Source organism: Acidovorax sp. CF316, assembly GCF_000276605.1.
GTDB lineage: Bacteria > Pseudomonadota > Gammaproteobacteria > Burkholderiales > Burkholderiaceae_C > Acidovorax.
Map to the genome: position 1 here is coordinate 19,090 of NZ_AKJX01000198.1, position 16,780 is coordinate 35,869.

Consider the following 16,780-nt stretch of genomic DNA (forward strand, 5'->3'; position numbering starts at 1 on the left):
CCAGAGCGCCTTCGGCAACCGCCGCCCGGCAATGCCACCCACAGCGCTGCACGATGGCCCCGGCGCAGGCAGATGTCAATCCGGGTGCCACCTGGCTGTGCCCACCCTACGGACGCATCCGCTTCCATTCGCGGTGCATCTCCTGAAGCAGCAGCCGCGCCAGGAAGTCCGGATTGTCCTTGACCAGCGCGCTCTTGGGCGCCAGGCCCATGGTGAGGCAGGTGACGGTAAGCGTCCCGTCCTTCACCTTCCAGGTGCCGACATGCCCTTCATGTTCCAGCTGCCCGCTGCCAACGCAATCGCCTGAAGAGTTCTCGGTCATGGTGTCGCTCTGGATGGAAGATGGGTCGATGGTGCCCCGCCAGCACAGACGAGCAGCCCGCGCGCCAGCGCCGGCCAGCCTGCTATGCCGATGGCGTGGCCGAATGGCTGCGGATGATGTCTGCCACCTTTGCGAACTCGTCCAGGGCGTTCGGAACGAAGTCGATCACGGGGTTGCTGGCGTTCCAGGCAATCCGGTTGAAGGTCTGCGCGGTCTTGCTGGCCGTGCGCTCTGCGGACAGGGCAGCCTCCTCGCGGATCTCCGCGGCCAGCGCACGTACCTGCGCCGTGGCGAGCAGGCGCTGTTCGAAATCATTCATGTCGGTTCACTTTCGCAGGGAAAAAAGGCCAGCCCCCGCGAAAATCGCACAGGTGCAGGCCATTGTGCGCCACAAGCCGCGGGCAGCAGGCCGCTGGCTGTCCTTGCTGCATGGCGGGTCTTGCCGCCCGGTGCCCTGTGTGACCCAAGCTAACGCCGCGCCTTGCACAGCGATTCCCACAGCGAGGTCGCCGCGCTCGGCTGTGCACCGCACTCGAAGGCCAGCTTCAGGAATTCCTCCGCCGAAAGCGAGATTTCCTGCGGCAGTGCCTTGACCACCTGCATGGCGCTGGGCTTGAGCCGCTCGATCTCCCAACTGGAAAGCCGGCCATCGGACAGCGCGGCCTGCCGGAACGCCGCCAGGATGTCGGCCGGAAGGTTCGGCCCATACAGGTAGTACTCGAGCCGGGGCAGAAAGCTGGCGGCGAGGTGCGCCCCGCCGGCGGGGCTGCCGTTGGCCTCGAACCAGTCCTCGCGCGAGCGCCCGCGCCCTGCGGGATAGCGGTCGGGCACGGTGTAGTAGCGAATGCGCTCCACAGGGATGGCGCCCCGCCCCTGCAGCGATTCGAACAGCCGCGCCATGGGCTCCAGCGAGCGCACGGTGGCATCGTCGTGCCGGCGGCTGAAGTCGATCTGGCCCAGCCATGCTTGTTCCTGATCGGTAAGGGCGATGTCCGGGGTGCGTGTCATCACCCCATTCTGCCCGCAGGCACGGCCCAGGCGCCAAGATAAAAGTTTGGCTTGTCGGAATCCCGATACTCGAAAACCATGGCAAATCTGCTACACCCTGCCCGGTATGCGGGGGCGCCGCGTCCCCAGCACCACCAGCGGCACGGCCACCGCGTACACCGCCACCACCAGCAGCCAAATGGCGCCGGGCCAGTCCGACCGCACGGCGTGGTAGAACGCCGAGAAGCCCAGCGGCGCGATGATGGACGCCAGGCTGATGGCCGAAGCCAGCACGCCCTGGAACTGCCCCTGCAGGTCGGCACCTACCTGGCGGCTGGCCAGCGCCTGCAGCGCCGGCGTGCCGATGCTGCCCAGCGCAAACACCGGCATGGCCACGAACACCATCCAGCCCTGGCGCATGAAGGCCATGGCCACCAGGGCCAGGCAGGCGCAGGCGACACCCGCAAGCACCGCGCCGCGCTCGCCCAGCCAGCGGCTGGCCGGCCCGGGAGCGAAGGCCTGCACGAGCATCTGGCACAGGCCGAACGCACCCAGCGACAGCCCGATCCAGGTGCCGTTCCAGTGGAAGGCGTCGCCGCCCCACAGGGCCCAGCAGACCGCGTAGGCCTCCCCGGTCGCGGCGAGCATGAAAAAGGTGAACACCAGGGGCACCAGCTGCCGTTGCGAGAGCACCCACGCCAGCGGCCGCAGCGGGTTCAACGCGGCCAGGTCGATGTGCCCCCCGCGGCCCTGGCGCGACTCGGGCAGCGACACCCATGCCAGCACGAAGTTGGTGCCGTTGAGCACCGCCGCCGCGATGAAGGGCAGGCGCACCCCGTGGTCGCCCAGCAGGCCACCCAGCACCGGCCCGGCGATGAAGCCCGCACCGAACATGGCGTTGAACAGGCCAAAGCGCCGCGCGCGCTGGTCCTCGGGCGTCACATCCGTGAGGTAAGCCGTGGCCACCGACATGCTGGCACCGGTGAGCCCCGCGACAGCGCGGCCCAGCAGCAGCAGCGGCAGGCTGCCCGCACAGGCCAGCAGCAGGTAGCTGGCACAGGCCCCGGCCAGCGACAGCAGCAGCACGGGCCGGCGCCCGAGCCGGTCGCTGAGCGCACCGAGCACCGGCGCGCACACCAACTGCATGGCGGCGTAGAGCGCCGCCATCACACCGATGACCGGCGCCACCTGGGCAGCCTGGGTGACGTCCTGCACCAGCGCGGGCAGGATGGGAAACACGAGGCCGATGCCCATGGCATCGAGCGCAACGCACAGGTAGATGGCGAAGAGGGAGGGGGTACGGTGGTGCATGGCGGCAGGCGTTCCAGTCTGTGCGGGCACGGTTCAAGGTGCTCGCAACAAGGTCCGACGGATGTCGGGGGAAACGCTGGCCGGATCACCCCTGTGGGGGCCGATGGCGTGTGCGCGGCTGCTGGCTGCAGGTGGTGTGCCCACCTGGCGAAGGCCAGCGGCCGTTTTTCGCGGTTGTTGTGGGCCACAGTATGGCACGGCGCGCACCCGCGCGAAAAAAAGCGGGCTGCCAGCCCTGCATGGCCGGCAGCCCCAACCCCTCGGAGATCGGAAAGCCCGCGGGCCGTGCTCAGAAGCTGTGGCGCAAGCCCACGTCGAAGCCGCTGGAGCTGCCGTTGGCCGCCGGGCTGCCCGCGCCCTGGGTGACCGTGGCGAACGCACCGCCACGGTTGTTCAAGCGTGCATAGGCGGTGTACAGCGCCGTGCGTTTGGACAGGTTGTGCACATAGCCCAGTGCCAGCTTGCGCGCGCGGTTGTCGGACGCGGCAAACTCCTGCCGGTACTGCGAGTACGACACCCGCACCTCGCCCACGCCCACGCCCACGGGCACCAGCGCACCCAGGAGCCAGCCATGCCCGTCGGCGGCCAGGGCCGGGCCGCCCGCCACGGCGCTGGCTGAGCCCTTGTCGCTGCTGACCTGGCCCATGAGCCGCGCCACGCCCAGGTCCCACTGCGCGCCGATGTTGGCCTGCCGTATATCGCCCAGCGCCCCGGCGCGCTGGGTGCGGCCCAGGGCCAGCGCCACGTTCACAGGCCCGCTGGCGTACCCAAAGCGCGCCCCGATGCCCGTGCCGTCGCTGGCGGTGCCGCCCGCGGCATTGCTGGCGTTCTCGCCGCGGTAGTGCATCACCTGGCCATAGAAGCCACCCAGGTTGCCCGGCAGCAGGTAGCCGATGCTGTTGGAGGCCCGCGCCGCGGTGAAGGGCGCGCCCGTGACGATGCTGCCGAAGGTCAGCGTGGCGCCCACGCCCACATTGCCATACGGGTCGAAGATGGTCAGGTTCCAGAACTGCGGCGTGTAGTCGCGCCCCAGGCGCACCTCGCCCCAGGGGCCCGCCAGGCTCACGGTGGAGCGGCGGTTGAAGGTCAGCCCCTGCCCGCCTGCAGCCGCCGGGGCCGCGCCCGAGGCCTGGTTGTTGCTGTTGGTGGCCAGCCCGGTGCCATCGTCGTTGTTCAGGCCCGCCTCGAGCCAGAACGATGCGGACAGGCCGCCGCCCAGGTCCTCCACGCCGCGAAAGCCCAGGCGCGAGTTGCTGAAGCCCGAATTGGTCAGCCGGCTGACGCTGGCGCCACCCGTGTTCGAGATGTGCTGCAGCGTGGCGTCGACCACGCCGAACAGGGTCACGGACGATTGCGCCGCTGCCGTGCCAGCCACGGCCCATACGGCCAACAGGGTTGCTGTCTTCTTCATGGGATTGTCTCCATCCATCCAGTTGGTTTGCTTGGTTGCTTGGTTGCTTGCTTCAGGCATGCGGCGGCCAGGCACCGGGCAAGCCGGGCACCAGGAAACGCATGCAGGAACTGCTGGGCCCCGCCCCTGATTCATGGGCGGCGTGGGCGCACGCTCCCGCCGCCGGCGGACGGCCGGCGGTCACGGGGCTGTGGTGGCCAGGGCGCGGCCGGTGTTCAGCCGGTGTTTGGCCGCGGCGGGCTCAGAACATGCCGTTCTGGTTGGCGGCGGTCTCGGGCACGGGCTGCATCACGTCCCAGTGCTCGACGATCTTTCCCTGGTGCACGCGGAAGATGTCCACCAGGGCCATGCCCCGGTCGTCGGGCCCGCCACGCTGCGCATGGGAGTGCAGCACCACCAGGTCGCCCTGGGCGACCACGCGCTTGACGGTGGAGCGTGCCTGCGGCGCGCTGCGCTGCAGCTCGCGCACAAAGCCCTGCAGCGGGGCCAGGCCCGTGGGCACGCGCGGGTTGTGCTGGATGTAGTCCCCGGCCACATAGCGGGCCGCGGCATCGGCATTCTTGCCGTTGAGCACCACCTCGTAGAACTCCAGCACCAGCCGGGTGTTGGCCTGCTCCACCGATGGGGCCGGCGCGCCGGGCCCCGGCGACGAGCAGCCCACCACCAACAGGGCCGCAGCCCACCACGCAAACAGTTTTTTCATGGTCGGTTTCCTTTTCTGCATGGCATCAAAAACGGGGGTGCGCATCGGCTTTCACGACCTGGTTGCGCAGCGTGCCCAGGCCCTCGATCTCGGCTTCCACCACATCGCCCACCTGCAGCAGGCGCTCGGGGAACCTGCGGTGAAAGCCGGCGCCGCCGCCCGGCGTGCCGGTGGTGATCACGTCCCCGCACTCCAGCCCCAGCCGGGACCAGTAGGCAAAGATCTGGCCGCAGCTGAACAGCATGCTGCGGGTGGAATCGCTTTGCCGCACCTGGCCGTTGACGCGCAGGCCGATGCGCAGGTTGCCGGGGTCGGCTATCTCGTCGCGCGTGACCAAAAATGGCCCCATCGGGCAGGCCGACTCGAAGTTCTTGCCGGCAAACACGATGCCCGAGGCCTTCTCCGCAAGGATCACGTCGCGCATGCTCAGGTCGTTGACGATGGTGAAGCCGGCCACGCAGTCGAGCCAGTCCTCGGCGGCCACGTCGCGGCAGTTGCGGCCCACCACCATCGACAGCTCGACCTCGTAGTCGAGTTCGTGGCCGAAGCCGGGGTAGACGATGGGTTGGTCCGAGCCCACCACCGCGGTCGACATCTTGAGGAAGGCCGGCGGGTAGCTAGGCAGCTCGGTGATGGCGCCGGTGTCGCGCCCCTCCTCGATGTGCGCACGGTAGTTGGCCCCGATGGCCACCACCTTGCCCGGCCGCGGGATGGGCGCCAGCAGGGTCACGCTGCCACGCCCATGCAGCACGCCGCACTCCAGCAGCTGCTGCACGCCGCCGGCGCCCCTGCCCAGCCAGTGCCGGACCTGGTCGAACGAGCGCTGGCATGCAGCCATGGCCGTGGCACCGCCGGCAAGCAGGGTCTTCATGTCGTGCGTGATGAGCGCGGTGGCCGTGGCGGCCGCGCCGGGCTCGCGGTCGACCTGCGAGAGCACCTGGGTATAGGCGCGCACGGCATCGACCAGGTAGGCGCCACCGGCATGCTCCAGGTAGATGCCGATGCGCGGCTCGCGCCGGCCGGCGGGAAGGTAGGTGGCCAGTTTCATGGGATGGAGGTCCTTTTGTCGTGTTCGATCTGCCGCACGATCTGCACGGCGCGCTCGCGCGCCGCGGTCTGGTCCAGGGTGGCGCCAATGCGCGCGCTGGCGGCTTCCGAGATGCGGGGCCCGGCCACCGCCACGGAGGTGACGCCCGCCACGTCCAGCAGCGCGGGCTCCACGGTGCCGGCGGTGGTAACGGGGCGGTAGTCGCAGCCCGCGCACATGCCGGTGTAGCGCACGGTGACCCGGCCATCGCCGGCCACGCCGACGAGCTCGATCTCGCCCGCATGGGAGCGCACCAGCACGTTGACCGATGCGATGCGCGTGGCGAGGGCCTGGGTGTCGATGGCAGCGGTGGCCATGTCAGCGCCCCAGGGCATCGAGCTCGATCCGCTTGGCAGCGATGTCCACGCCCATCAGCCGCGCGAAGTTCTCGCCCAGGATGGCGCGCTTGTCCTCGTGCGTGATCTCTGGGTAGCCGTAGCCGTCGCGCAGGTCGTCGGGGATCTGCATGCCCATGAAGGCGTCCAGGTAGGGCTTGGGGCCGCCGGCCAGCGCCGCCTCGGAGCCCCACAGCAGCTTGCCCGCACCGCCCACCTGCAGCAGCCGCCCGATGTGGTGCTGCACGCGCCGCGGCGCGATGCGGTACATCGCCATGTAGCCGGCCAGCGACAGGTAGACGTTGGGAAAGCGCGCGGTGATGGACACCATCTCGTCGAAGTACGGCAGCGCGAAGTGGTGCACGATGAAATCCATGTCCGCAAAGTCGCGCATCGGGGCCTGCAGGTCGATGGGGCTCAGGTACTCCATGTTCTGCAGGCCGTGCGGGTTGCCCTTGTGGAACTGGATCACCTTGATGCCCAGCTCGCGCGCACGCTCGTACAGCGGGTAGGCAATCTTCTCGTCGTCGCAGCGCCAGCACTGGCGCGTATTGACATGGCCGTTGTAGAACTTGAGCGAGCGCGCGCCCAGTTCCTTGACCTGGTACTCCATCTGCTCCAGCGCGGCCGACAGGCCCTGGTAGGCCGGGTCCACGCCGCCGCACAGCAGCACGCGCCCGGGGTGGACCTGTGCCATCGCGTGCTGCGACTTCACCGGCGCATACCAGTCCTTGAACCAGTCGAACATGGGCACCACCTGGGCCATGGCCATGTCGGTGGGGGCCTTCCTGAACACCAGGTCGTACATGTCGTCCACGCCCCAGCGCCGGCCCCAGTCGAAGGCCTTGTCCTCGTGCAGGAGGTAGCCCGTCCAGCGCAGCCGGGCGACCTCTTCCAGGGTGTGGTCGCGCGCCTCCTGCGCGTCGGCCACGTCCTGGCGCACGTTGCCGTTGGACAGGTCGTAAAGGTGGATGACGTTGTCGAAAATGAAGCAGTCTTCAATCATGGGTCGGTTCTCGTGGTGGCGCGGGGATCAGTCGGGCTTGACGCCGGTGCGGCGCACCAGCGCCGCCAGGCGCGTGGTGTCCTCCTGCACGCGCAGCTGGAACTGCTCGGGCGTGGTGTGGATGGGCACGAAGCCCAGCTCGGCCGAGCGCGTCCTGAACTGCTCGGTGGAGATGATCTGGTCGATCTCGCGCGCCAGGCGGGCGACGATGGCCTTGCTCACGCCGGCCGGCGCGAACACGCCGAACCAGACCTTGAGCTCATCAACCAGGTCCACGCCTTGCTCCCTGGCCGTGGGTGTCTTGGGCAGCAGCGCGTAGCGCTGGGTGCCCGACACCGCCAGCGCACGCACGCGGCCCGCCTTGTCCAGCGGCACGGCGTCGAAGCCCGAGGTGATGATGGTGGTGACCTGGCCGCCCAGCAGGTCCTGGATCGCCGGGGCCGTGCCCTTGTAGGGGATGTGCGTGAACTCCACGCCCGAGCCGCTGGCCAGCAGCGCGCCCATGATGTGCGATGCCGAGCCCGAGCCGGGCGTGCCATAGGTCACCGAGCCGGGCTTGTCGGCCGCCATCTTCACCAGGTCCTTGTAGCCCTTGATGGGGGAGTCGGCCTTGACCAGCAGCACCAGCGGCATCTCGGCCACGATGGCGATGGGCAGCAGGTCCTTCTGCGGGTCGTAGCCCAGCCGGGCGTGGTAGTTGGGCGCCAGCGCCACGGCATCGCTGCTGCCCACGCCGAGCGAGTAGCCATCCGCCTCGGCCTTGCTCAGCAGGTTCAGGCCGATGGTGCCACCGGCCCCGGCGCGGTAGTCGAAGTACAGCGGCTGGCCCAGCCGCGCGGCCAGCGGCTCGGTGACCAGGCGGAACACCGCGTCCCCGCCACCCCCTGCGGCATAGGGCACCACCAGCCGAATGGGTTTGGTGGGGTAGGCCTTGGCATCCGGGGCCTGCGCCCAGCTGCCCGGCAAGGCCGACAGGCCGATGGCCAGGGCGGCCACGTGGATCATCCATTTCATCGCTTGTCTCCTTGAGGGCTTGCTGCCCCTGTTCCCGGACCATGCAAATTGGTTCGATGTAAAACTAGTTTAGGTGTGATATGGTTCGACGTCAAACCAATTTGCCCTGGGGTTTACCCGTGGCAGGTTCTGCATACCCCCAGGAGACCCCGCAACCGATGAGTGCCAGCCAAGCCCCCCACGATGCAGACGCCCTCGATAGCGATGGCAAGGGCGCGATGCGCATGGGCGTCCTGCCCACCCTGGTGGGCAGGCAGCTGCGCATCGCCTACCTGCGGACCTTCAAGGACTTTTCGATGGAGGTGGAGGGCACCAGCCTCAGCCCGGGCAGCTTCGAGATCCTGGAGCTGCTCAGCTGCAACCCGGGCCTGAGCCACTCGCGCCTGGCCAGCGCCATCGGTTTGGAAAAGTCCAGCCTGGTGCCCGCCATCGTGCGGCTGGAGGAGATGGCCCTGGTCAAGCGCAAGCAGTCCGCCACGGACAAGCGCTCCAACGAGCTGCGCATCACCCCCAAGGGCGAGCGCGTGCTGGCCCAGCTGCGCAGCTACGTGGTGCAGCGCGAGACGGAGATCACCGCCGGCATGACCCGTGCCGAGGTCGACACGCTCAACCGGCTGCTGACCCGCATGGCGGGGATCAACGGGTAGAAGTCCGGTCGCCGCTCACCGCCGTCCTCGCGGCGCATGGAGCGTATTCGTTGGCCACATCAGCCAGCACCGGCCCCCAGCGCCTGTGACAAGAACTCCGCCGTCGCCCGCACCCGCGCCGTGCGCTGCAGGTCGGGGTGCATCACCAGCCAGACCTCGTGGTCGCTGGCGCGCCGCCGCTCGGGCCAGATGCGCACCAGGCCTTCGCGCTCACCCAGGTGCACCGGCATCTCGCCCAGGCCGATGCCGGCCGCTACCGCCTTGCGCACCAGCAGGCCGGAGTTGACCGCCATGGCGATGCGCGCCTGGCGCGCCGGGACCTCGGCCGCCGTAGGGTAAGGCCGCTGCTCCAGGTAGGGGCCATAGGCCACCAGGTGGTGGCCACGCAGTTCGCCATCGGGCACGGGCGTGCCAAAGCGCTCCAGATACGCCGCGCTGGCGAACAGCCCCACGGGCCAAGAAGCCACGCGGCGCACCACCAGGTCGGGCGACTCGGGCCGCACGTTGCGAAAGGCGATGTCCGCCTGCCTGCGGCTGAGGCTGAGCACCTGGGAAGACACCTCCAGGTCCACGCGGATGCCGGGCCAGCGCTGCTGCAGGCGTTCGATGGCGGGCAGCAGGAAATCGATGGCGATCGAATCCGAACTCGTGACCCGCACCAGCCCTGCATGGCCCTCGTCCTGCCCCTCGATGCGGGTGCGCAGGTCGGTTGCCGCAGCCTCCATGCGCCGCGCGGCGCCCAGGGCCGCCTCGCCCGCGGCGGTGAGCAGGTAGCCGCCCTTGGCACGCAGGAACAGCGTGGCGCCCAGCTCGGCCTCCAGCGCCTGCAGGCGCCGGCCCACGGTGGCCTGGTCCACGCCCAGGCTGCGGGCGGCGGCACGCAGTGAGGGTGCACGGGTCAGGGCCAGAAAGATGCGTGTGTCGTCCCAGTTCATGCGATGCAATTTTGCATCACTACAAAGCAAAAACGCTGCATTTCACAGGCGCATATCCGCCCTAAGCTCTGGGTCATCACTGGATCAAAGAAAAAGGACCCCCAGCATGCAAGCCATTGTTTTCGATGAATTCGGCGGCCCCGAAGTGCTCGTGGCGCGCGAGATCGCCCGCCCCGAAGTGCGCCCGCACGACCTGCTGGTGCACAACGCCGCCATCGGCGTGAACCGCGCCGACCTCTCGCACCGCAAGGGCGCCTATGGCCGCGCCTACTTCGGCGACTCGGACCTGATGGGCCTGGAGGTCGCCGGCACCGTGGCCGAGGTCGGGCCCGAGGTGCAGGGCTTTGCCGTGGGCGACCGGGTCATGGGCATCGTGGGCGGCGGCGCGTATGCGGAGTATTCACGCATCGACCACCGCATGGCCATGCACGTGCCGCGCAACCTGTCGCTGCAGCAGGCCGGTGCCGTGGCCGAGGTCTTCGTCACCGCGCACGAGGCCATGTTCCACCTGGCGCGGCTGCAGGCCGGCGAATCCGTGCTCATCCACGCGGCCGCGGGCGGCGTGGGCTCGGCCGCCGTGCAACTGGCCCATGCCGCAGGGGCGCGCGTGTTCGCCACCGCCAGCGCCGACAAGCGCGATGCCGTGCGGGGCTTCGGCGCCGACGTGTTCATCGACTACCGCAGCGAGGACTTCCAGGCCGTGGTGGCCGAGCAGACCGGCGGCAAGGGCGTGGACGTGGTGATCGACTTCATCGGCGGCCCCTACCTGGAACGCAACGTGCGCTCGCTCGCCGTGGGCGGGCGCATGACGGTGGTGGGCCTGCTGGGCGGCGCCACCGAGGGCGCACAACTGCCCATCGACGTGCTGCTGTACCGCCACCTGCAGATCTACGGCACAGTGATGAAATCGCGCCCGCCCGAGGTCAAGCAGGCCATGACGCAGCGCTTTGCCCAGCGCTGGATGGGCGCGCTGGCCGACGGCACGCTGCGCCCGGTGATCGACAGCAGCTACCCGCTGGCCGATGCGGCGGCAGCGCACCGGCGCATGGAGACGGGGGTGAGTGTGGGGAAGATTCTGCTCCTGCCCGATTCACACCGCCCCTAACCGCCCCTCCCACCGCAAGCGCTTAGCGCATCACCAGCCCACCATCGACGAACAGCACCTGCCCGGTCATGAACCCGCTCCAGTCCGATGCCAGGAACAGCACGGGCCCGGCGATGTCTTCGGGCCGGGCGATGCGCCGCAGCGGCGTGGCGGCCATCAGCGATTCGCGGAACGACTCCTTCGTGGATTCGCTGGCCTGCGTGGGGTAGACGAGGCCGGGCGCCACGCAGTTCACGCGGATGCCCAAAGGCCCGGGCTCGGTGGCCAGGTTGCGGCTGAAGGCCACCAACGAGGCCTTGGCCGTGGTGTAGTCGTGGTAGGCCACGACCGGGTGTTCGACCAGGTTGCTGGCGATGTTGACGATGGCACCCTGCGCCCGCTGGCGCATCTGCGGCAGCACCGCGCGGCACACGTTGAAGGCGCCGCCCACCGCGCCGTCGAACTGCGCCTGGTAGTCGCTCCAGTGCAGGTCGTCGAACAGCGTGCGGCGCTGGGGGTCGAAGGCATAGGGCCGAAAGGCGTTGTTCACCACGATGTCGATGGGCCCAAGCTCGCGCACCACCGCGTCGACCATGGCCTGCACCGCTGGCGCCGACCCTACGTCGGCCTTGGCGGCCCAGGCATCGCCGCCGGCGGCCTGGCAGGCCGCCACGGTGTCGGCGGCTGCCGCGTCATTGCTCAGGTGGTTGATGGCGACCGTCGCCCCCTCGCGCGCGAACGCGGTTGCAATGGCGGCACCGATGCCGCGGCTGGCGCCGGTGACCAGCACCACCTTGCCCTGGAACTTCATGGCTTGCTCTCCTCTTATGGCAACAAGCTGGTGTCCACCACGTCGGCCACCTTGATCTGGCGCTGCACCAGGCCCAGCGCGCGGTAGGCGTCGGCTGCCTTCTGCAGCGAGTCGAGGTTGAAGGCGCCCAGCTTGCCGGACGCGGACGGGGTCGACGAGGCATTGCGCAGGCGGATCACCTCCAGGTTGATGTCGCGCTGCGTGCCGTCGATGGCGTGCTTGACGGCCAGGGTCGCGGCCTCTTCGGGGTTGGCGATCATCCAGGCCGCGCTGTCGCGGTAGCCCTTGAGGAAGGCCCGGAGCAGTTCCTTCTTCTCCTGGTAGCCCTCCTGGCGCACCACGAACAGGTCGCTCGATACGTTCAGGTAGTCGCGCACCTGCATCACGTTGACCTCGCCCAGGCCCTTGCGCTGCCCCACCACCAGGCCGGTATCGGTCGCGGCCGTGGCGTCGACCTGGCCCTGCAGCAGGGGCGCGAAGTTGAGCAGGCCGGTGACGACGATGGTCACGTCCGACTCCTTGAGCCCCGCCTGGTGCAGCATCACCAAGAGGTTCTGGCGCGTGCCGCTGGCCAGGCTGTACACGCCGATCTTCTTGCCCTTCAGGTCCGCAGGCTTGTGGATGTTGGCGGACTTGAGCGAGACCACGTTGAACACGTTCTGCGGGTAGATGTCGTAGATGGCGGTGAGCTTTTCGCCCTTGTCCAGCGCCGTGAAGAAGGAGCCGGGGTCCGTGAAGGCCACATCGGCCTGGCCGCTGAGCATGTTGCGGATGGCATCGCCGCCGCCCGCGCCGGGTGCGTAGCCCAGCTCGACGCCCTGGGCCTTGAAGAAGCCCTTGTCGGACTCGGCCAGCAGGTTGGTGATTTCGCTGATGGGCTTGCTCCAGCCGCCGACGGTGATCTTGCCCTTGGACTGCGCAGTGGCCAGGCCGGCGAAGGGCAAGGCGGCGAGGCCTGCGGCGGCGCCGAGCACGGTGCGGCGGGAGAGGGGCATGGGGTGGGTGAAGCGGTTCATGGCAATCAAGGGTTGTCGAGGTAAGGGGTCAGAAGCCGGCGCTCCAGCAGCAGCGTGGCCTGGTAGAGCACGAGCCCGATCAGGGCGATGAGAAAGAGTGCGGCGAACATCAGGGCTGTGTCCATCATTCCCTGCGAGGCGATGACCACGGCGCCCAGGCCCTGGCTGGCGCCGATGAATTCGCCGACGACGGCGCCGACCAGCGCCAGCACCACGGCCATGCGCAGGCCGGCGAGGATGGAGGGCAGCCCCATGGGTAGCTTGAGCCGCAGCAGCGTCTGCCAGCGCGTGGCGCCCAGCATGCGAAACAGTTGCAGGCGCTGCGGGTCCACATGCTTGAGGCCCGTCAGCGTGTTCTCCATCAGCGGAAAAAAGCAGATCAGCCCCGTGATCAGCGCCGTGGGCGCGATGCCAAAGCCGAACCACAGCACGAACAGCGGTGCCAGCGCCAGCTTGGGCACTACCTGGCTGACCACCACATAGGGCCGGAACACGCGCTCCAGCAGGGCCGATTCGGCCAGGGCCATGCCCATCAGCAGGCCGGCCACGCCACCGCCTGCCAGCCCCAGCAGCAGCGCAGACAGGGTGGCCCGCACATGGGGCCAGAAGTAGCCGGTGGCCACGCCGTTCCACAGCGCGGCGGCCACCGACGATGGCGCGGGCAGCACCAGCGCCGACAGCCCGGAGCGGCGCACGGTGAACTCCCACGCCGCCAGCAGGATGAGCATCAGCGCAGCGGAGAGGAGCCGGGTTTGCAAGGTCGTCAGCTTCATGCGGCGACCCCATCCATGCTTCTTCGCACCCAGCCGCACAAGCGGTTGAACGGCACCTCGTCGCGCATGGCCTGCTGGCGCGGGCCCGACAGGTCGACGCGGATGTCGTCCACGATGCGGCCGGCATGCATCACGGCGATGCGGTCGCCCAGGTACACCGCCTCGCGGATGTCATGCGTGACGAACAGCACCGTGGTGCCGTGCTGGCGGCAGGTGCGCAGCAGGTCGTCCTGCAGCTCGGCGCGGGTGATGGCATCGAGCGCGGCAAAGGGCTCGTCGAGCAGCAGCAGCGCGGGCTCCAGCACCAGCGCGCGCGCCAGCGCCACGCGGCTTTGCTGCCCGCCAGACAGCTGCCGCGGGTAATGCTGCGCATGCGTGGCCAGGCCCAACTGGTCGAGCAGCGCCCGCGCCCGCGCCACATCGGCCGCACCGGGGCGGCGCTGCAGGGACACGGGCAGCAGCACGTTGTCGATGGCACGCTGCCAGTCGAGCAGCGTCGGAGCCTGGAACATGAAGCCCAGCTGCGGCCCGGGCGACAGCAGTTCCTGCCCCTGCAACAGCACGCGGCCCGACTGCGGCCGCAGCAGGCCCGCGGCCAGTTGCAGCAGCGTGGTCTTGCCGCAGCCGCTGCGGCCCACCAGGCAGTGGATTTCGCCGGCCTGCATGTGCCAGTCGATGCCATCCACCACCGGCGGCCGGCCGGGGTAGGTGAAGACCAGCTGGTCCATCGCAAGAAAACTCATGGCCGGCCTTCAGTCTGCATAAGGGGCAAACGGCTCGGCCGCCAGCTCGGCGGACTGCTCGATCTCGGTCATGCGCACCAGGTCGAGCAGGTTGAAGCGGCCATCGTGGTGCCAGCCGGCCTCGGGCGCGCTCATGGCGCCAATGGCGCTGATGCGCGTGACGCCCGCGGCACCCAGCAGCCCGGCCAGGCGGAACAGTTCTGCCGGCGCAGCCGCCACCCCGGCAGTCTGCAGAAAGCGGCTGTGCGGCGCAACCAGGGGCACCACCTCATCGAGCGCATCCACGCCCACCACCTGGATGGTGCGCTGCGTGGCGGTGGGCGCCAGGGGCTGGGGCGTATCGCTGCAGGCCACGCTCCAGGCAGCGGCGGGCGAGCCGATCAGTTGATCGGTGGATTCCGTCGCCGAGGCAGACAGCGCCGTCCACTCCACGCCCTGCTGCCACTTGGCCACGGCGGCGGAGTCCTCCACAGAAAGCGGCCGGCGCGGAAAACGCCGCTGCAGGTTGGCCAGCTCGCCCGCCAGGTAGTCTGCAAAGGCGCGCGGCGACACCGCACCGCCCCGCTGCACATAGAACACATGCGGCGAATAGCAGCCCTGCTGGTCGTAGCGCATCACGTCCCACGCGGCCAGCCGCGCCAGGGCGGGGGCCTTGTGCGTATCGAGCGCGGTGGCGCTGACCACGCCAAAACCCAGCTTGTGCCCGTGGGGCAAAAAGCGCGTGGTCACCGGCAGGCGCTGGCGGATGGCGTCCAGCGCCTCGTTGCCGCCATAGGCCAGCACCGTGTCGGCCTGGGCATAGAGCGCCGAGGCCCCCTCCTCCCCCGCGCCGCGCCACCAGACCACGGCCAGGCAGTCGGCAATCGGCGGGTGCACCTCGGCCAGCAGGCGCGCGAACCAGCCCGCGAACAGGGGCTCGGCACTGGGCAGCTTGCCGATGTTGCCGGCCTTGACCAAGAGGCCGCAGACCAGGCTCCACAGCGCCAGCGCGGGCACGTTGCCGGCCCAGTTGTGCACCAGCAGGTCGGGGCCGAAGGCGCGCACCGCGCCGCCCTTGGGCGTGGGCTGAAAGCCGTCGAGCAGCTGGGGGTTGGCAAAATCCTCGGCCACAAAGCGGTGCAGCTGCGCCGCGCGAAAGGTCTTGAAGAAGCCCGTGAGCCCCAGCCGCACCATGTCGCTGTCATAGCCGCTGACCAGGGGCAGGTAGGCCTCGGCCTGCTGGCGGTAGGGGTCGCTGCGGTCCAGCAGGCGGGCGATGGCCTGGTCGATGACGGCAATGATCTGTGACACCGCCATGGTCTTGAGGTGCCGGGCGCTGGCCTGGCGCACGCGCGCGGCCAGCGCATCCATCTGCGCGGCGGACAAGACCGGCACTTCGACATCGAGCGCCTGGCCGCCCTGCGCAAAGCGCAGCACCTGCCAGTCGACCTCGGCGGCAGCAAGCCCCGGCAGGTAGCCTGCCTGGATGCGCGGGATGCTCATGCCGCAGTGGCCCGCACGAACTCCTCGACCGCGAGCGAGCAGCCCTTGGCCTCCACGCCTTCGGCGCGGCCCAGCAGCAGGAAACCGCCCTCGGCGTCCAGGCCGACGTCTTCCGTGAGGATGGTGGTGACCGAATTGAAGTTGGCCAGGTCGCAGTGCACCAGGATGCCGCGCTCGCCGGCAGGCACCGTGCGCCCAGTGACCGGGTCGACCAGGCGCGAGCGGATCCAGTGCGGCCCCGACTTGACCGAGGGCACCGATGCATTGCCATCGTCGTAGAACTGCGTGCTCAGCTCTGTCATGCCATACATGTTGGTGCAGTGCGTGCGCGGCACGCCCAGCGCCTGCGACAGCTCGGTGTAGAAGGCGTCGAGCGGCAGCTCGCGCGACTGGCCCTTGTAGCCGCCGGTGTCCAGGATACGGCTGCCCGGCGGCAGGCGGAAGCTACGGCCCTGCTCGCGCAAGGCGTCGATCACGTGCACGAAGCTGAAGCTCGCGCCCAGCAGTGCATAGGGCTCGCCGCTGCGCTCGGCCGCCTCCAGGGCGGCCCAGAGCCCGTCGAGGTCCATGCCCTGCGGTGTGACGAAGGTCTGGCTGGCGCCTGTGCCGAAAGCCGACTTGGCCAGGTCCAGGTAGTGCGCCAGCGAGGAATTGGGCATGGCCACCTCGTCGGGGAACAGAATGCCCATGGGCAGGCGCTCGGTGCCCTGCATGAAGCGCTGCGCAAAATTGCGCGCCATCGACAGGTCGTACACATCGAGCAGCGGGTGGAAGTGCTGCCCGCGCGTGTTGCCGCCGCGCGTGGTGCCGCTGGTCATGAAGATGCGGTCGGTAGCGGCCGGCGGCGCGCAGCGCAGCGGCAGGGCCTTGAAGGCATCGATGGGCACGGCGGGGATGTCGCTCCACGTCTTCACGCTGCGGGCGTTGACGCCCCGCAGCCTGCAAAAGCGCTGGAACGGTTCATTGGCCGCGAGCTGGTGCGCAAACAGGCGCAGTGCCATCTGGTCGAACTGCGCGTCCGTGCAGCCATCCATCGCAATGAAATCGAGGAGGTCCGCCACCAGCGGTGTGGCCTTGTCCATGGGCATCCTTTGGGTCTAGCTTTGACAGGAT

19 protein-coding genes are annotated in these 16,780 nt (G+C 69.2%); 2 read left to right on the forward strand and 17 right to left on the reverse strand.

The window, feature by feature from the left end; translation table 11 throughout:
• Positions 1 to 106: 106 nt before the first annotated feature.
• The 10 genes from PMI14_RS24180 to PMI14_RS24225 form a co-directional block, all read right to left on the reverse strand.
• Complete coding sequence (locus PMI14_RS24180; protein WP_007858262.1) at positions 107 to 322, reverse strand: hypothetical protein; 216 nt, start codon at positions 320 to 322, stop codon at positions 107 to 109.
• Positions 323 to 404: 82 nt separating this feature from the next.
• Positions 405 to 641 carry a hypothetical protein gene (locus PMI14_RS24185; RefSeq protein WP_007858263.1) on the reverse strand — a complete coding sequence of 79 codons (237 nt, stop codon included), beginning with the start codon at positions 639 to 641 and terminating at the stop codon, positions 405 to 407.
• Positions 642 to 790: 149 nt separating this feature from the next.
• Entirely contained in the window at positions 791 to 1,330 is a 540-nt protein-coding gene (locus PMI14_RS24190) for a hypothetical protein (protein ID WP_007858264.1), read from the reverse strand.
• A gap of 90 nt (positions 1,331 to 1,420) precedes the next feature.
• A complete protein-coding gene (locus tag PMI14_RS24195) occupies positions 1,421 to 2,620 on the reverse strand; it encodes a tetracycline resistance MFS efflux pump (RefSeq protein WP_007858265.1) in 1,200 nt (399 codons plus the stop codon).
• 289 nt (positions 2,621 to 2,909) lie between these two features.
• Positions 2,910 to 4,031, reverse strand: a complete 1,122-nt coding sequence (locus PMI14_RS24200; RefSeq protein ID WP_007858266.1) for a porin — start codon at positions 4,029 to 4,031, stop codon at positions 2,910 to 2,912.
• A gap of 241 nt (positions 4,032 to 4,272) precedes the next feature.
• Complete coding sequence (locus PMI14_RS24205; protein WP_007858267.1) at positions 4,273 to 4,734, reverse strand: nuclear transport factor 2 family protein; 462 nt, start codon at positions 4,732 to 4,734, stop codon at positions 4,273 to 4,275.
• Between the two features lie 25 nt (positions 4,735 to 4,759).
• Positions 4,760 to 5,782, reverse strand: coding sequence for a fumarylacetoacetate hydrolase family protein (locus PMI14_RS24210; RefSeq protein ID WP_007858269.1), 1,023 nt, complete (start codon positions 5,780 to 5,782; stop codon positions 4,760 to 4,762).
• Complete coding sequence (locus tag PMI14_RS24215) at positions 5,779 to 6,138, reverse strand: NifU family protein (RefSeq protein ID WP_157405906.1); 360 nt, start codon at positions 6,136 to 6,138, stop codon at positions 5,779 to 5,781. Before PMI14_RS24215 ends, PMI14_RS24210 begins: the two co-directional genes overlap by 4 nt.
• A gap of 1 nt (position 6,139) precedes the next feature.
• Complete coding sequence (locus PMI14_RS24220; RefSeq protein WP_007858272.1) at positions 6,140 to 7,162, reverse strand: amidohydrolase family protein; 1,023 nt, start codon at positions 7,160 to 7,162, stop codon at positions 6,140 to 6,142.
• 27 nt (positions 7,163 to 7,189) lie between these two features.
• The gene (locus PMI14_RS24225) at positions 7,190 to 8,176 is read right to left on the reverse strand and encodes a tripartite tricarboxylate transporter substrate binding protein (protein WP_007858273.1); all 987 of its coding nucleotides are present in this window, start codon (positions 8,174 to 8,176) and stop codon (positions 7,190 to 7,192) included.
• A gap of 158 nt (positions 8,177 to 8,334) precedes the next feature.
• Here PMI14_RS24225 and PMI14_RS24230 point away from each other — a divergent pair, with 158 nt between their 5' ends.
• Positions 8,335 to 8,823, forward strand: a complete 489-nt coding sequence (locus PMI14_RS24230; protein ID WP_007858274.1) for a MarR family winged helix-turn-helix transcriptional regulator — start codon at positions 8,335 to 8,337, stop codon at positions 8,821 to 8,823.
• A gap of 59 nt (positions 8,824 to 8,882) precedes the next feature.
• Here PMI14_RS24230 and PMI14_RS24235 read toward each other — a convergent pair whose 3' ends face one another.
• Positions 8,883 to 9,758, reverse strand: coding sequence for a LysR family transcriptional regulator (locus PMI14_RS24235; protein WP_007858275.1), 876 nt, complete (start codon positions 9,756 to 9,758; stop codon positions 8,883 to 8,885).
• Between the two features lie 106 nt (positions 9,759 to 9,864).
• Here PMI14_RS24235 and PMI14_RS24240 point away from each other — a divergent pair, with 106 nt between their 5' ends.
• On the forward strand, positions 9,865 to 10,863 hold the full coding sequence (locus PMI14_RS24240) for an NAD(P)H-quinone oxidoreductase (RefSeq protein WP_007858276.1): 999 nt from the start codon (positions 9,865 to 9,867) through the stop codon (positions 10,861 to 10,863).
• 22 nt (positions 10,864 to 10,885) lie between these two features.
• Here the strand turns inward: PMI14_RS24240 and PMI14_RS24245 are convergent, their stop codons facing one another.
• The 6 genes from PMI14_RS24245 to PMI14_RS24270 are packed head-to-tail and all read right to left on the reverse strand — an operon-like array spanning position 10,886 to position 16,749.
• Entirely contained in the window at positions 10,886 to 11,653 is a 768-nt protein-coding gene (locus PMI14_RS24245; protein ID WP_007858277.1) for an SDR family oxidoreductase, read from the reverse strand.
• A 14-nt stretch (positions 11,654 to 11,667) separates the two neighbouring features.
• Positions 11,668 to 12,648 (reverse strand): ABC transporter substrate-binding protein, encoded by a 981-nt coding sequence (locus PMI14_RS24250; protein WP_108016759.1) that lies wholly within the window; start codon positions 12,646 to 12,648, stop codon positions 11,668 to 11,670.
• Between the two features lie 26 nt (positions 12,649 to 12,674).
• Positions 12,675 to 13,442 (reverse strand): ABC transporter permease, encoded by a 768-nt coding sequence (locus PMI14_RS24255; protein ID WP_007858279.1) that lies wholly within the window; start codon positions 13,440 to 13,442, stop codon positions 12,675 to 12,677.
• Positions 13,439 to 14,185 (reverse strand): ABC transporter ATP-binding protein, encoded by a 747-nt coding sequence (locus PMI14_RS24260; RefSeq protein WP_007858280.1) that lies wholly within the window; start codon positions 14,183 to 14,185, stop codon positions 13,439 to 13,441. The genes PMI14_RS24255 and PMI14_RS24260 overlap by 4 nt, the downstream gene beginning before the upstream one ends.
• Before the next feature lie 9 nt (positions 14,186 to 14,194).
• Positions 14,195 to 15,667, reverse strand: coding sequence for an acyl-CoA reductase (locus PMI14_RS24265; RefSeq protein WP_007858281.1), 1,473 nt, complete (start codon positions 15,665 to 15,667; stop codon positions 14,195 to 14,197).
• A complete protein-coding gene (locus PMI14_RS24270) occupies positions 15,664 to 16,749 on the reverse strand; it encodes a long-chain-fatty-acid--CoA ligase (RefSeq protein ID WP_007858282.1) in 1,086 nt (361 codons plus the stop codon). Before PMI14_RS24270 ends, PMI14_RS24265 begins: the two co-directional genes overlap by 4 nt.
• Positions 16,750 to 16,780: the final 31 nt, after the last annotated feature.

Excerpts from the sequence above, each read along its gene's own strand:
- PMI14_RS24260 (WP_007858280.1), bottom strand. The coding sequence starts at position 14,185 with ATGAGTTTTCTTGCGATGGACCAGCTGGTCTTCACCTACCCCGGCCGG.
- PMI14_RS24185 (WP_007858263.1), bottom strand. The coding sequence starts at position 641 with ATGAATGATTTCGAACAGCGCCTGCTCGCCACGGCGCAGGTACGTGCG.
- PMI14_RS24230 (WP_007858274.1), top strand. The coding sequence starts at position 8,335 with ATGAGTGCCAGCCAAGCCCCCCACGATGCAGACGCCCTCGATAGCGAT.
- PMI14_RS24265 (WP_007858281.1), bottom strand. The coding sequence starts at position 15,667 with ATGAGCATCCCGCGCATCCAGGCAGGCTACCTGCCGGGGCTTGCTGCC.
- PMI14_RS24235 (WP_007858275.1), bottom strand. The coding sequence starts at position 9,758 with ATGAACTGGGACGACACACGCATCTTTCTGGCCCTGACCCGTGCACCC.
- PMI14_RS24210 (WP_007858269.1), bottom strand. The coding sequence starts at position 5,782 with ATGAAACTGGCCACCTACCTTCCCGCCGGCCGGCGCGAGCCGCGCATC.
- PMI14_RS24240 (WP_007858276.1), top strand. The coding sequence starts at position 9,865 with ATGCAAGCCATTGTTTTCGATGAATTCGGCGGCCCCGAAGTGCTCGTG.
- PMI14_RS24225 (WP_007858273.1), bottom strand. The coding sequence starts at position 8,176 with ATGAAATGGATGATCCACGTGGCCGCCCTGGCCATCGGCCTGTCGGCC.
- PMI14_RS24255 (WP_007858279.1), bottom strand. The coding sequence starts at position 13,442 with ATGAAGCTGACGACCTTGCAAACCCGGCTCCTCTCCGCTGCGCTGATG.
- PMI14_RS24250 (WP_108016759.1), bottom strand. The coding sequence starts at position 12,648 with ATGCCCCTCTCCCGCCGCACCGTGCTCGGCGCCGCCGCAGGCCTCGCC.
- PMI14_RS24245 (WP_007858277.1), bottom strand. The coding sequence starts at position 11,653 with ATGAAGTTCCAGGGCAAGGTGGTGCTGGTCACCGGCGCCAGCCGCGGC.
- PMI14_RS24270 (WP_007858282.1), bottom strand. The coding sequence starts at position 16,749 with ATGGACAAGGCCACACCGCTGGTGGCGGACCTCCTCGATTTCATTGCG.
- PMI14_RS24190 (WP_007858264.1), bottom strand. The coding sequence starts at position 1,330 with ATGACACGCACCCCGGACATCGCCCTTACCGATCAGGAACAAGCATGG.
- PMI14_RS24220 (WP_007858272.1), bottom strand. The coding sequence starts at position 7,162 with ATGATTGAAGACTGCTTCATTTTCGACAACGTCATCCACCTTTACGAC.
- PMI14_RS24215 (WP_157405906.1), bottom strand. The coding sequence starts at position 6,138 with ATGGCCACCGCTGCCATCGACACCCAGGCCCTCGCCACGCGCATCGCA.
- PMI14_RS24200 (WP_007858266.1), bottom strand. The coding sequence starts at position 4,031 with ATGAAGAAGACAGCAACCCTGTTGGCCGTATGGGCCGTGGCTGGCACG.
- PMI14_RS24180 (WP_007858262.1), bottom strand. The coding sequence starts at position 322 with ATGACCGAGAACTCTTCAGGCGATTGCGTTGGCAGCGGGCAGCTGGAA.
- PMI14_RS24195 (WP_007858265.1), bottom strand. The coding sequence starts at position 2,620 with ATGCACCACCGTACCCCCTCCCTCTTCGCCATCTACCTGTGCGTTGCG.
- PMI14_RS24205 (WP_007858267.1), bottom strand. The coding sequence starts at position 4,734 with ATGAAAAAACTGTTTGCGTGGTGGGCTGCGGCCCTGTTGGTGGTGGGC.